Origin of the sequence: Leptospira fluminis, from assembly GCF_004771275.1 — a bacterium.
Lineage (GTDB): Bacteria > Spirochaetota > Leptospiria > Leptospirales > Leptospiraceae > Leptospira_B > Leptospira_B fluminis.
Window position 1 is genome coordinate 72,055 of the sequence record NZ_RQEV01000012.1, and the last position, 12,693, is coordinate 84,747.

Below are 12,693 nucleotides of genomic sequence, written 5' to 3' on the forward strand. Positions count from 1 at the left end.
GTTTCTCGGCCTCGGAAGCTCCAGAAATTCCTGCATTTCTCTCCGCCTTTGATGCCTAAGTTCGTTGGGAATCCAAACGGCCGAAAGCGTTTTTCGGCTTGTTTCCTCGATTATGGTTGGTAAAAATCCAGTCCAATAAATGAGGTGGAAATAGAATTATGATCGGACCCATCGAACAAGCCATCGAAGATATAAAAGCCGGAAAAATGATCATTCTAGTGGATTCCGAAGATCGTGAAAACGAAGGGGATCTCGTCTGCGCCGCCCAATTTACCGACAAAGAAAAGGTCAATTTTATGGCCACTTACGGAAGAGGCTTAATTTGCTTTCCTATGGAAGGAGAAAGGTTGAGGCAACTCGGTTTGAACCGGATGGTCGACGACCATACTTTAGGAGACAAGCACGGGACCGCATTTACGGTTTCCGTCGACGCTAGAGAAGGAACCACCACGGGGATTTCGGCCCAAGATAGGGCGACTACGATCCAAGTGCTGATCGATCCGAAGACGACTCCGAACGATCTTATGAAACCGGGACATCTCTTTCCGTTGCAGGCGGTCTCCGGAGGAGTTTTGAGACGAGCGGGTCACACGGAGGCTTCCGTGGATTTATGCAAACTGGCGGACCTGTATCCTGCGGGAGTCATTTGCGAGATTATGAACGACGACGGAACGATGGCGAGATTGCCCGATCTGGAAAAGTTCGCGGTGAAACACGGATTGAACATCTATACGATAGAAGACCTGATCCGTTACAGAAGAAAAAAAGAGAACTTGATCCGTTTGGAAGTAGAGACGAAACTTCCCACGGAATACGGCGATTTCCGGATCCGCGCTTATTCCACTTTGATAGACGACAAGGTCCACATAGCTCTGATCAAGGGAGAGGTCGACAAAAACGATCCGATTATGGTCAGGGTTCATTCGGAATGTCTGACCGGAGATATCTTCGGAAGCGGACGATGCGATTGCGGCCCCCAACTTCACTCCGCGCTTTCCATGATTGCACAGGAAGGGAAAGGCGTGCTCCTTTATATGCGCCAAGAGGGGAGAGGGATCGGACTCATCAACAAACTCAAAGCTTATAATATGCAGGACGAAGGCCTGGATACGGTGGAAGCTAACGAAAAATTGGGTTTTGCTCCCGACCTGAGAGAATACGGGGTGGGAGCGCAGATCCTGAAAGATATCGGGGTCGGAAAGATGAAATTACTGACCAACAACCCGCGAAAGATCGTCGGTTTGGAAGGTTACGGCCTGGAAGTAGTGGATCGGATCCCGATAGAAATCAAGCCAACCGGAAACAACCACCATTATCTCTTTACCAAAAAGATGAAGCTGGGCCACCTCCTCGGATTGAACTAACTTTAGGGTTGGAGGCGTCTTTTCTCCCAAGAGGATCCCTGTTTCAGGAATTGGATTCTGTCGTGGAGTCTGCTCCTTCTTCCCTGCCAAAACTCGAATTCGTAAGGTGTGAGTTCGTATCCGCCCCAAGTCGGAGGTAGCGGGACAGGGGAAGTTTCGTATTTCTTGGCGAGTTCTTCGAACTTGGTTTCCAATTCCTTTCTGTCGGCCACCGCTTTGCTTTGGTCGGAAGCGAGGGCTCCGATCTGACTGGAAACGGGACGGGAATGGAAGTACTCATCGGAAACTTCCCGTCGCACTTTCGCTATACTCCCGCGTATGCGAACCTGTCTTTCCAGTTCCGCCCAAAAGAACAGGAGGCAGGCGGTAGGGTGCTTTTCCAATTCCTGTCCTTTGGTACTGGTATAGCTAGTAAAGAACCGCAGTTTCCCCTCCGAAATCGATTTGAGTAGTACGATTCGCGCGTTCGGTATTCCTGACTCTCCGATCGTCGCCAAGGTCATAGCGTTCGGTTCCTTGATTTCAGAGTGTACTGCCTCCTCGAACCAACGGGAGAAGAAGGAAAGGGGATCGTCCCCCACTTGCGATTCATCCAGTGAGGCTTTTAGATATTCGTTCCGAAGATCCGCGATATTCTGGGGCATTTGCTCTCTCCTCCAGGCAAAGGGTCTAAAATCCTCTCAGTAAAGCAACCCGGAGTTCCAGGCAGCTTTTGCCAAAAATGTCAATCCGAGACCTAAGGAAAAATACACTCCCATCGGAACGGGAATCCCTCTAATACTTTCCCCCTTTTTGCGGGTTCCCAGAGTGATTGCAAGCGCGATCGCGTAGGACGCATTCAGAAAGAAAATCCACCAAGGGTGTCCCGATAAGAACGCGAAGCAAGGGGCAAAGACCGCGTCTGCAAAGCCCATTCCATGCGGGAATAGAAAATGAATCGCAAAGAAGGCGCTTAAGAAACACCCGAAAACGATCCAATCGGATTTTTCGGGAAGATTCGAATCCGTCAAAAAATTTAGGAGAACTCCGAGACCGAGGACGAACGGAAGATTTTCATAATCCAGGGAGAACTTTTTCCAATCCGTAACGGAGGATACTAGGAGGTGACCGCAAAGCGCGACGAATACGAGGGAAGCTAGGAATTTTCCCGAAAAGAAAAAGAAGATCGCAAAAAGAAAACCGAAGGACGCTTCGCAGAGGGAATAGAGTGGGTTGACCGCCGCTCCACAGTTCCCGCATTTTTTTTTCGAAAACCAATAACCGAATACGGGCAAGAGCGCGAGTCCGGCGATCCTCGTCCCGCAGGATTCGCAAGCAGACGGCTCGGTTAATAAACGAAGCAGTCGCGCAGAGAAGGATCCCGTCTTTCTCTCGGGACCGTAAAAGAAGCGAAGAATACGGAACGCGAGAGTGGAGTAAAAACTTCCCAAAGAAACGGAAATCAGGAACCCTCCCGCCCATTCGAGAAGGACCGATGCGGCGGATTGCGGGATGAATTCTAAGTTTGGGTCCAAGCTCCGTTCAGGCTCCGGAAAGATCCTTCAGCGCGGCGATTCCTCTTTTCAGATTTTCCCATTCCGAAGCGAAGCTGATTCTGATATGATTTACGGAGTCCGTGAAAATGTATCCCGGAACGAGTATCAGACCTTTTTCCTTGACCGCGCGAACGATGAAATCCTCGTCCTTCTCCTTGATCTTTAAAAAGAAATAGAAGGCGCCCTGGCTTTTTTTGACCTCGTAATGGTCCTTTAGATTTTCATAAACAAAGTCGCGCTTTTCCCTATAATCGTCTATGTAGGAACTCATATCCGTTTTGAGCGCTTCTATCCCCATCCATTGCGTTATGGAAGGAGCGCAAACGATCGTATATTGTTGGAGGGTGGTTAGCGCGCGTATGATCGGTTCCGGAGCCAGAATCGAGGCCAATCTCAGTCCGGTCATGCTGTAGGTTTTGGAAAAACCGGAAAGAGTGATCGCTTTTTCGTAAAAGGAACCTGCGGAGCAGAACTGCTTGTCGTAATCGAATTTTTCGTAGATTTCGTCCGAAATCAGGTAGGCTCCCGTTCTTTCCGCCAGGTCGGCCAGGCCGGTCAATTGGTCTTTGCTCAAAACGGTTCCGGTCGGATTGGAGGGAGAAGAGAAGATGATGATCTTCAGTTTTTTGTCCTTGAATTGCGCCAGATCGGGCGGTTCGAAATTCTCGGAGATCGTATGCATTTTACCGCCGTAAATCTTGATGTATTCCGGATACATCAGAAAGTAAGGAGAGACGACCAAGCATTCATCTCCTTCGTTTAACAATGCATTGAAAAGCAACAAAAACGCGGAGCTGATTCCGGAAGTAACTAGCACGCGTTCGGGACTCGCGTAGGGGATGGAATTCTCCCGTTTGTATTTTAATGCCAGCGCCTCCCGTAATTCCGGAATTCCCGCCGTCAGCGTATACGCGGTCTTACCGTCTCTCAGCGCCTTGACCCCTGCTTCCACAATATTTTCAGGGCAAGGAAAATGAGGTTGTCCGATGGACAGATTGATCGGGTTCTTCAGAGTCCCTGCCAATTCGAAGGCTTTCCGAATGGCGGAAGAATTCAGGCCGCGAATCCTGTTTGCAAGGGCGTATTCGAGTGTTGACTGGCTCATAAGGGAAGGGTACCGGGCAACCGGTTCGGGTAACAAACGGAAATTCGCTCCGTGATCCGAATTTTTTTCCGGAGAACGGTTGGGATTCCCAACCAACACAGGCGCTTCCTTCCGGGAATTCGGATTGCCTCCGAGTCCTAGTCTTTCATTTTGGAGACATGCAAACCGTAGAAATCGCAGGATTGAAAGTCCCAGTATCGAAAAGTGGAAACAACTCCGGAAGCCTAGGTTCCGATCTCGTTGAAACGGATTCCACGGTCCGCAATCTTCAAAACATCCTGTATCCCATGTTGGAAGGAAGGCCCGTCCTTCTCATCGGAGACGCCGGTGTCGGAAAAAACGCCCTGATCTATTACATCAACCATAGACGGAATCATCCTACTTCCCGTTTCAGTTTTAACGAAGACACCCTTCCCGAAGATCTGATCGGGTCCTACCGTCTCCTTTTGGACGGGAAGGGATTCGCTTGGGCGGACGGCCCGCTGACTTCCGCGGTTCGTTCCGGCGCGACTTTCGTAGCGGATGAGATGAACCTTTGTCCTCCCCATGTGATCAAAAGGTTTTCCACCGTTTACGAATCGAATTATCTGGAATTGATAGAAGGGAACGGAGTCAGAATCGGAGCCGAAAACGGTTTCAATTTCATCGGAACACAGAATCCTTCCGAAGGTTTCGAGGGACGAAAACCTTTGCCCTTCGATATCACCCGTTATTACTCCGTGGTGTACGTAGATCCTCATACTCCCGATGAGATCCTGTTCATCTTAAGCAAACTCTATCCGGAGATGGGAACCGAACTTCTCAAATCCTGCATCCGTATCTCTTTGGAGACCGAAACTAGGGTCGTGTCCGGGACGATCGGAAAAGGGGACCTGGAAAAATACCATTTCAATATCCGGAATCTAAAACGACTCTGCGCTCGCATCATCGGCCTGAAGGCGAAAGAGCCCGATTTGCTCTTTAGAGAATTATGGAATTTTTATATAGAGCCGTTTAGGAAGACGGAGGATAGAGTTTCCCAGCAGGAATTGATCCTGAAGGAGATGGGCCTAAGCTCCGCTCCGTCTCTGCCGGAGCCGAAATTCGAGATTCATAAAGGTTTTTTATACTGCAACGATAAGCGAATTCCCGTTTCGGATGAGACGAAGGCGAAGGAGATACTGGCTCAGATACCTATGCCGCTGAAACTGAGAGAGTTCGCGGAGAAGGTCTATACGGCCGTGGAATTTCGGGAAAACGTTCTCATCGAATATTCCGAGGAACAGGATCCTCAATTGATCTTGCCGATGTTTACGGAAGCGAACGGACTTCCGCTGGAGACGGTCCACCTTTGTAAAGGGATTCACACGTCGGATATCATCGGAGCGTTAAAGCCTACGACCGGATCCGAAGTGGGTTGGGTGGACGGTCCCCTCACAAAAGGAATCCGCGAAGGAGGCAATATACTCATTACGAATCTCGAAGCGGCAGGCGCGGAGTTGGTCGAGAAATTGAACATGCTGACGGACGACGCGCGCTCCCTGGTATTACCTCCGGAAAGCGGCGAAACCGTTCCGATCGCGCTCAAGGAAAATTCCGGAGTCTTCGCCATGAAACTCTTCCGAAAAACGAAATCGACTCCCACGATTTCCCGCGCGTTCCGGAACCGCTTTACTTCCGTTCTGTTTCCCGATTTGGAGGATCCGGAAACGCTTCAGGAAATTCTAAATTTCTATCTCCCCGAAGGCGATCTGGTGGAGAAAATGTCCGATTTTCACGCCAAGATCAAGGACTTGTCCAGAAAGAGAACGATCGGCTCCGCGAATCTGATGCCGTATACGTTCGGATTGTCCAATCTTCTGCATTGGAAGGATCATATCCATAGATATGCGGATCCCCGGACCGGAACGGAAGGTTTAAAAGAAGTAGCGTTCCGAGGCGGGAAGATCGCCTACTCGAATCAGATCTCCGATCCCGCGGAACGTAAGGAGTTGGAAAGGATCCTGGAATTCCAGCTTTCCGGAATCGAAATCGTCTCCGAGTTCTTCCAAGAGTTGGAAGAGAAGAAAAAAAAAACTCTAACTCCGTCTTCGGCGATCGAAAAGAGCCGCTGGTGGGATCCGGAACTCCATAAAAGGGAGCCGCTTACCGGAAAAGCCAAACTCAAAAACTCCGGAGGAGAGTTGAGGAAAGGACTGGAGATCAATACCCCTCCGACCGGGGGTTCCGTCAAGGAGGGGGCCGATGCTTGGTACGGACAGGAGACCCGAGGAAACATGGGCCAAGGAGAACCTGCCGGGGGAGGGGGCGCCTGGGGATTTCGTACCGAAGAATTGTACAAAGCATTTCTCGCAAAACGCAGGATTCTATGGGAATATACCGTCCAGGCTTCCCTAAAGGAATTCAAGGAAGTGTTCGGCAGAAACCTGGAGGAAGTCGAGCTGAATTTGGAGAGACTCTTCGATCCGGAAATCGATATCAATCGGATGTACCGAAGCGAAGGCAATCGGATCGATACCCGCAAATACATCTCCTTTCTTTCCGGAAAAGGGGATTCCAAGGTATTCGATAAAACCACGATCGATAAGGACGAGGAGAAATTAAAAGGGGTAGAGGTGGCCTTTTTAGTGTCGAAAGCGAGAAGGATCTTCAATTTCGAATACGCGGTGGCGACCTTGTCCGCCATGCTTTCTTCGGCGCATATCTTGGACGAGCATGACGTGAATTTTTCCGTGACGGCTTATTCCGACCGTTTGAACCGGAAGGATAGGATCGATCTGGTGGAAATCAAGAGGATAGACGAGCCGTACGACGCGAAAAAAGAGGAGGAAATGTTCGATTCTCTTCGAAGCGACTGGCAAGGGGATTCCATCGAAGAATACCAATTGCTGGAGAAGATCGAATCCTACTTTTCCCCGGAGGCCCAGACTAGGATCCTGGTCATGATCTCCGATTTTCGAGGACAAAGAGGAAAGGCGGAGATCGAGCACGAGATCCAATCCCGGGATAACCGGAGATTGAAAGCAGAGATCTTGAAACATTCGAATAAGAATTACGTCTTTCTCGGGGTAGGTCTCGGAAGACGTTATATAGCGGAGCATATTTTTCCGGATTCCATACAGATCACTTCGGAAAATTTTTACAATATGCCTAATTTGATAGGGGCGGAACTGGGAAGACTGATTCTTACTCACCATTCGTCCCGGAACTAACTCAAAGCGGCCTTTTGGGTCGCTTAACGAGCCGAAATGGGAAAGAAAAAGGAAGAAACCGGACCCCAACCTCTGGTAAACAAAAAAGCCAGATTCAACTTCGAGCTGATTTCCTTCATCGAAGCGGGCATCGTTTTGTCCGGATCCGAGGTAAAAAGCCTTAGGGAAAAGAAGGCAAATTTGACGGACGCTTTCGCTAAGATCAAAAACGGCGAGGTGTTTCTGGACAGTTTTTCCATTACTCCGTATAAGAACGGGGGTTATGCGAATCATCCGGAGATTCGTCCGAGAAAACTTCTGCTCAAAAAGAAAGAGATCGAAAAATTGGACAGACAGATCAAGGAAAAGGGGCTGGTGTTGATCGCCACCAAAGTTTATTTCAAGGACAACCGGTGGGCTAAAGTCGAATTGGCTTTGGCAAAACCGAAAAAACTCTACGATAAGCGGGAAGACCTGAAAAAAAGCGACGCGAAGATGGAGATCGCAAGAGCGATCAAGGCTAAGAACTACTCATAAACATGGCCGCTAAGAGAAATACCGTACCGGTCGTAAGCATAGTCGGAAGGCAAAATGTCGGAAAGTCGACTTTGTTCAACGCCCTTCTTAAAAAGAAATTGGCAATCACCGAGGATTATCCCGGAGTCACGAGAGACGTACTCCAGGCCAGGGTCCTTAATCGGGAAAAAGGATTGGACTTTCATCTTTGCGATACTCCCGGCTTGGACATAGAAAAGCCGGACGGTCTAGATGAAGCGATCCTAACCAACGCGTTCCGCCAACTTTCCCGTTCGGATTTGGTGGTCTTTCTTTTGGATCTGCACGAGGTGACCGCCTATGATTCCAAACTGATCGAGAAGTTCCGGAAAGATCCCGAATTGACCGAGATACCGATTTTATATTGCGTGAACAAAGTCGACAACCCGGAAGACGAGGAGGACCTGGACCAGTTTTACCGTTTGGGTTTGTCGGAGCTTCTGCCCATCTCGGCCATGGGAAGAAGAAACCTTTCTTTGTTGCTGGAAAAGATCGCATTTTTGTTACCGAACGCAAAACGTCACGTGACAAAAACGGAGGAGAACGAAGGAGCCAAGGACGTTTCCTATGATTTTCGATTGGCCATCGTAGGAAAACCCAACTCGGGAAAATCCAGTCTTTTGAACGCTTTGTGCGGAATGGAGAGAGCCGTGGTCAGTGACGTGGCGGGAACGACCCGTGATTCCGTGGACACAACCTTGGTCTTTGGCGGAAAGCAGATCCTGGTCACGGATACAGCAGGGATCCGTAAAAAATCAGACAAGGGAGAAGCCCTGGAATTCTATTCCTACCAAAGGACGAAACGGGCGTTGGAGAATTCGGACGTGGTAATCCATCTTTTGGATGCGCTGAAAGGATTCGGGGAATTTGACAAAAAGATCGTCTCACTATTGCAGGAAGCCGGAAAGCCTTTTTTGTTGGCCGTGAATAAATGGGATACGATCCAGGAAAAGGACGCGAAGTCCTTCGACGCATACAAGGAAAGATTGTATTCGAGGCTGCCTTTGTTAAAGGAAGTGCAGATCATTACTCTGAGCGCAAAGGAAAAACAGAGAATTCACAAACTGATGGAATTAACCGTGGACCTCGCAGAGAGAGCGAATCGTAAGATTTCCACTTCTGAATTGAATCAGTCTCTTCGTGCTTGGATGACCGAGGCGGGAAGGTCTTTTTCCGCGGATCGTCCGCCCAAAATGCTCTATTCCACTCAGGTTTCGGTTTCGCCCTTTCATCTTGTATTGTTCGTGAACCATGTGGATTACTTTAAGCAGAATCTGCTTTCCTTTCTGAAAAAAAGACTTACGGAAAAATATTCCCTCCAGGGAATTCCCATCCGATTGGAACTGAGGTCGGATCGAAAATGAGTTTCGAATCCTTCGCGACGATCCCAGCCTCCTTCGTTTTAGGTTCCGTGCCTTTCGGATTTCTAATGGCCAAATTCCTAGGGGGCATAGACATCCGGAAAGAAGGGAGCGGAAATATAGGCGCTACGAACGTAACTAGGCTCTTGGGTTGGAAAATCGGTTTCCCCGTCCTTCTACTCGACATAGCAAAGGGCGCGCTTCCGGTACTCCTCGCGAAATATCTCTTTCCGGATCGAGCCGACATACTCCCTCTTCTGTGCGGAATCTCCGCGGTTCTGGGCCACATATTTTCCCCTTTTTTAAAGTTTAAAGGGGGAAAGGGGGTTGCTACCAGTTTCGGAGTCTTTGCCGTGCTTGCTCCGGGATCCATCCTGATCACTTTGATCGTATTCTTAAGCCTGAAAAAGATCTTCGGATTCGTTTCCCTCGGCTCCATCGGCGGAGCGATTGCTCTGCCGATTTCGTACTATTCGCTTTCTCTAATAGAAGGCAAAGACTTCAATACTCCGATTTTCTGGGCAACCGTATGTGTCAGTTTGACTATCCTGTTCTTACACAGGACCAATCTGATACGATTGGTCAAAGGAAAGGAATTCACCTCCGATAAAGAGAAATACCACCGGGACGAGGAATAAACTCTTTCTAAAGTTCCCGAAAATCGATCTTAGGATCGGATTCGAACTAAGCCGCGGAGAGAACTTCCAAAAATTTTGCAGGGCGCTTCCTCTTCAGATCCATTAAGGTCCACTCGGTGCTTGCCTGACAGGCCAGCTTTCCGTTCGACAGAATGATTTTTTGCTCGAAGACGGCTCTTGTGGAGGAAGCGAGAATCAAATCCGATTCTATGGTAATTTCCTCCGGATAGGATATCTCTTTTAGAAATTTCAGATTCAAATTTAAGATCACGGGACCGAAACCCTTATCCGCGAATTCCTCCATAGGGGCTCCCCAAGCCCTCATCGCCCTCATTCTTGCCTCATCCAGATAGCCTTGGTAGTTTTTATTGTTCACATGACGGTTTGAGTCCAGCTCGTCCCACCGCACGTTTAAGGAATATTTATGACCTTCCCTGATCTTTTGTGCCTGTACAGTTTCCATATCCTTATTCCTTATGCTCCAATAGCTGTATTAGATATTTATAAAAATTCTCCGCCGGTTCTAAGGATCCGGTGGCTCTTCCCACAAGCAGTGATCCTCTCCAGGCAGATTCTAAAAATAAGGCAAATTCCCTGTTTGATCCGGAAATATTCAAATTTTTGAATGCTCTCGCTTTTTGGATCACCGAGGCCAATTGATCCAAGGCGGAATCGAAATGGTCCTTTAGGGTTTTTCGGAGGGAAGTTTCCGAATGACCTAGTTCCTGCCCGAACACGTTTACGAGACAAGAGACGCCTTCTTTCAGTAATTTTTTCTCCAATCGAATTCTTTCTTTGTAGAGATTCAAAAGAGAAGAGACCGGATCCTCCTCGGTTTTCCGGAGGATGCGATCGTTCCATAAAATCGCATTTTCTGAATAATATTCCAAAGCCTCCGAAGCGAAATCCTGTTTGGTCGGAAAATAATTATAAAAGGAAGCCTTAGGAATTTCGGCTTCGTCCGCAATTTCCTGAATTCCTGTGGAGGAATATCCGAATCTGCGAAATCGATCGATCCCCTTGAGGATGAGAGTATTTCTTTTCTTCTTGGCTGATTCGGCGCTGATTCTCATGTGAAATTAATATGACCAAGCGGTCGTATTAATCAAGTCTTTTTTATGAAATTTTGAACGCTTGTTTTACGGTTGAAATCGTCACGTTCCCTGTTAGAATCTGTCAGGATTACCGATGATTCATAAGGAAATCGACGAAAACAGAACTCGAGAAGAGAAGATCCTGAGCCTAAACCGGTTTTTGGAAGGACATCCGGAACTGGAAATTCAGGATTTTTATAAATGGCTGTATTTCGGAGAATTCGGAGAGATCGTGTTACAGGAGTTCTTCGGAGAAAAGAAGAATGCACCTGCGCTCCATTCCATGCTGGAAGATCTGAACGCGGACGCCGACTTGGAAAAAGTTCCGGAAACGGTTTGGGAACCCCTGGGTTTCAGCCAGAGATATCTGATGGTCTATCTGTCTCCGTACGTAAAGCTGGAATATCCTCTGATGAGGATCGTCAACCTGATGCAAAGATCCTCCGCTTTCCAAGGATATCGTATGCGGTTCAAGCTGGATTGGATTCTGTTAAAAGACGAGATCGTTTCCAGGAACACCGCTTTTTCCAAACAGGAATTCGTAAACTTCGAGGACAGGATCCAATTTCACCAACTTCCCGAATTGGATTTCACCGATTTGTTCAAGTCCCGCTATCCTGCCTCCTACAGAATCGTCGCTTCCAAACTGTTTTTCGAGTATTTTCCGGAATTCGCTCAGGAACCCAAAGGATTTCGCTTAATGGACGATATTCCTTTGTCGGATCATAACGTAAAAAATGAGGATGCGGAAATGATCTATCCTCGTTGGGAAGGGGAGGCACTTTGAGCGAACCGAGTGATAAACGGATTCCAGCTTTCATAGAAAATTTTTTTCATTTTCTTCATCGTCATTTTTTCTATTTCATCATCGCCTCCTATATTTTGGGCGGTTTTTTCCCGCAATTCGGATTGGCGATCCGTGACACGGATTTCGGTACTTTCCGTTTTTGGGGCGGGGAAGGTATTAAAGTTTCCTTATCTTTACTTTTGCTCTCCCTTCTGCTTTTCAATGCGGGTTTGGGAATCCAGAAATCGGAACTTTTGAATCTGTTCAAAAATCCTAGACTTCTACTGATCGGATTAACGGCTAACCTTTCCATACCGATCGCATTCACGTTCGTCGTCTCCTACTTGATGGTGCTGTGGCACAATCCCGACGAGGTGCAGAATATTCTCGTAGGTTTGGCTTTGATCGCCTCCATGCCTATCGCCGCCTCGTCCACCGCTTGGGCGCAGAAATCCAACGGCAATCTGGCCTTGAGTCTAGGACTAGTCGTCTTTTCCACCGTCTTAAGTCCGCTGACGACTCCGATCGGTCTGCATTCCGTGGGCTTTATCACCACCGGGGAATATTCGGAGCGTTTGCACGAAATCGCCGAAAACGGGATCGGGGCGTTTTTGTTTCTGTCGGTATTGTTGCCGACCTTGGCGGGGATCGGGCTTCATTTTTTAATGAAGAGAAAATATATAGAAGGCGCCAAAAAGCCGATCAAGGACGCGAACCTGCTGAATCTACTCGTTTTAAATTATTCGAATGCTTCCGTGGTTTTACCGGGGGTGTTTTCGGAACCCGATTGGGATTTTTTATTCGTGATTCTGGTCATTACGGGAAGTCTCTGCGCTTTCGCTTTTTTTACAGGTTTCGTTCTTGCCCGGATTTTGAAAAGTTCGGGAGAGGAGAGGTCCTCCTTGGTTTTCGGCTTGGGTATGAACAACAATGGGACCGGATTGGTTTTGGCTTCTCTTAGCCTAGCCGGTTATCCGTCGGTAATGCTCCCGATCATTTTCTATAATCTAGTGCAGCATATCGTCGCCGGTTATGTGGATCGGAAGTTGTCTCCGGATCGGTTTTAAGGCTTTACAATTCATTC

The 12,693-nt window shown here is 48.2% G+C and carries 12 protein-coding genes; 7 read left to right on the forward strand and 5 right to left on the reverse strand.

Going from position 1 to position 12,693, the window contains the following annotated elements:
• Positions 1–158 precede the first annotated feature (158 nt).
• Positions 159–1,364, forward strand: a complete 1,206-nt coding sequence (locus tag EHO61_RS12270) for a bifunctional 3,4-dihydroxy-2-butanone-4-phosphate synthase/GTP cyclohydrolase II (RefSeq protein ID WP_135813881.1) — start codon at positions 159–161, stop codon at positions 1,362–1,364.
• Positions 1,365–1,366: 2 nt separating this feature from the next.
• On the opposite strand, the gene pdxH is transcribed toward EHO61_RS12270, so the two are convergent.
• From pdxH to EHO61_RS12285, 3 genes are read right to left on the reverse strand one after another with little or no spacing between them, the layout of a single operon-like run.
• Positions 1,367–2,008: a pyridoxamine 5'-phosphate oxidase gene (pdxH, locus tag EHO61_RS12275; RefSeq protein ID WP_135813882.1), complete on the reverse strand. Its 642-nt coding sequence runs from the start codon at positions 2,006–2,008 to the stop codon at positions 1,367–1,369.
• A gap of 36 nt (positions 2,009–2,044) precedes the next feature.
• A complete protein-coding gene (locus tag EHO61_RS12280; RefSeq protein WP_246032117.1) occupies positions 2,045–2,878 on the reverse strand; it encodes a prepilin peptidase in 834 nt (277 codons plus the stop codon).
• Between the two features lie 7 nt (positions 2,879–2,885).
• Entirely contained in the window at positions 2,886–4,004 is a 1,119-nt protein-coding gene (locus tag EHO61_RS12285) for a pyridoxal phosphate-dependent aminotransferase (protein ID WP_135813883.1), read from the reverse strand.
• A 158-nt stretch (positions 4,005–4,162) separates the two neighbouring features.
• Between EHO61_RS12285 and EHO61_RS12290 the strand changes: the two genes are divergently transcribed.
• Genes EHO61_RS12290 through plsY form a run of 4 tightly spaced genes read left to right on the forward strand, consistent with a single transcriptional unit; the run spans position 4,163 to position 9,728 of the window.
• Positions 4,163–7,195 (forward strand): AAA family ATPase, encoded by a 3,033-nt coding sequence (locus EHO61_RS12290; protein ID WP_135813884.1) that lies wholly within the window; start codon positions 4,163–4,165, stop codon positions 7,193–7,195.
• A 36-nt stretch (positions 7,196–7,231) separates the two neighbouring features.
• Positions 7,232–7,711, forward strand: a complete 480-nt coding sequence (smpB, locus tag EHO61_RS12295) for an SsrA-binding protein (protein ID WP_135813885.1) — start codon at positions 7,232–7,234, stop codon at positions 7,709–7,711.
• A gap of 2 nt (positions 7,712–7,713) precedes the next feature.
• On the forward strand, positions 7,714–9,093 hold the full coding sequence (der, locus tag EHO61_RS12300; RefSeq protein ID WP_135813886.1) for a ribosome biogenesis GTPase Der: 1,380 nt from the start codon (positions 7,714–7,716) through the stop codon (positions 9,091–9,093).
• Positions 9,090–9,728 carry a glycerol-3-phosphate 1-O-acyltransferase PlsY gene (gene plsY, locus EHO61_RS12305; protein ID WP_135813887.1) on the forward strand — a complete coding sequence of 213 codons (639 nt, stop codon included), beginning with the start codon at positions 9,090–9,092 and terminating at the stop codon, positions 9,726–9,728. The genes der and plsY overlap by 4 nt, the downstream gene beginning before the upstream one ends.
• A gap of 46 nt (positions 9,729–9,774) precedes the next feature.
• Here the strand turns inward: plsY and EHO61_RS12310 are convergent, their stop codons facing one another.
• Together EHO61_RS12310 and EHO61_RS12315 are read right to left on the reverse strand one after the other, a co-directional pair.
• The gene (locus tag EHO61_RS12310) at positions 9,775–10,191 is read right to left on the reverse strand and encodes an acyl-CoA thioesterase (protein ID WP_135813888.1); all 417 of its coding nucleotides are present in this window, start codon (positions 10,189–10,191) and stop codon (positions 9,775–9,777) included.
• Positions 10,192–10,195: 4 nt separating this feature from the next.
• Positions 10,196–10,801 carry a TetR/AcrR family transcriptional regulator gene (locus EHO61_RS12315; RefSeq protein ID WP_135813889.1) on the reverse strand — a complete coding sequence of 202 codons (606 nt, stop codon included), beginning with the start codon at positions 10,799–10,801 and terminating at the stop codon, positions 10,196–10,198.
• A 115-nt stretch (positions 10,802–10,916) separates the two neighbouring features.
• Between EHO61_RS12315 and EHO61_RS12320 the strand changes: the two genes are divergently transcribed.
• Together EHO61_RS12320 and EHO61_RS12325 are read left to right on the forward strand one after the other, a co-directional pair.
• A complete protein-coding gene (locus EHO61_RS12320; protein WP_135813890.1) occupies positions 10,917–11,609 on the forward strand; it encodes a hypothetical protein in 693 nt (230 codons plus the stop codon).
• Positions 11,606–12,676 (forward strand): bile acid:sodium symporter family protein, encoded by a 1,071-nt coding sequence (locus EHO61_RS12325; protein ID WP_135813891.1) that lies wholly within the window; start codon positions 11,606–11,608, stop codon positions 12,674–12,676. The genes EHO61_RS12320 and EHO61_RS12325 overlap by 4 nt, the downstream gene beginning before the upstream one ends.
• The last annotated feature ends 17 nt before the right edge of the window (positions 12,677–12,693 follow it).

Excerpts from the sequence above, each read along its gene's own strand:
- smpB (WP_135813885.1), top strand. The coding sequence starts at position 7,232 with ATGGGAAAGAAAAAGGAAGAAACCGGACCCCAACCTCTGGTAAACAAA.
- plsY (WP_135813887.1), top strand. The coding sequence starts at position 9,090 with ATGAGTTTCGAATCCTTCGCGACGATCCCAGCCTCCTTCGTTTTAGGT.
- EHO61_RS12320 (WP_135813890.1), top strand. The coding sequence starts at position 10,917 with ATGATTCATAAGGAAATCGACGAAAACAGAACTCGAGAAGAGAAGATC.
- pdxH (WP_135813882.1), bottom strand. The coding sequence starts at position 2,008 with ATGCCCCAGAATATCGCGGATCTTCGGAACGAATATCTAAAAGCCTCA.
- EHO61_RS12310 (WP_135813888.1), bottom strand. The coding sequence starts at position 10,191 with ATGGAAACTGTACAGGCACAAAAGATCAGGGAAGGTCATAAATATTCC.
- EHO61_RS12285 (WP_135813883.1), bottom strand. The coding sequence starts at position 4,004 with ATGAGCCAGTCAACACTCGAATACGCCCTTGCAAACAGGATTCGCGGC.
- EHO61_RS12270 (WP_135813881.1), top strand. The coding sequence starts at position 159 with ATGATCGGACCCATCGAACAAGCCATCGAAGATATAAAAGCCGGAAAA.
- der (WP_135813886.1), top strand. The coding sequence starts at position 7,714 with ATGGCCGCTAAGAGAAATACCGTACCGGTCGTAAGCATAGTCGGAAGG.
- EHO61_RS12290 (WP_135813884.1), top strand. The coding sequence starts at position 4,163 with ATGCAAACCGTAGAAATCGCAGGATTGAAAGTCCCAGTATCGAAAAGT.
- EHO61_RS12315 (WP_135813889.1), bottom strand. The coding sequence starts at position 10,801 with ATGAGAATCAGCGCCGAATCAGCCAAGAAGAAAAGAAATACTCTCATC.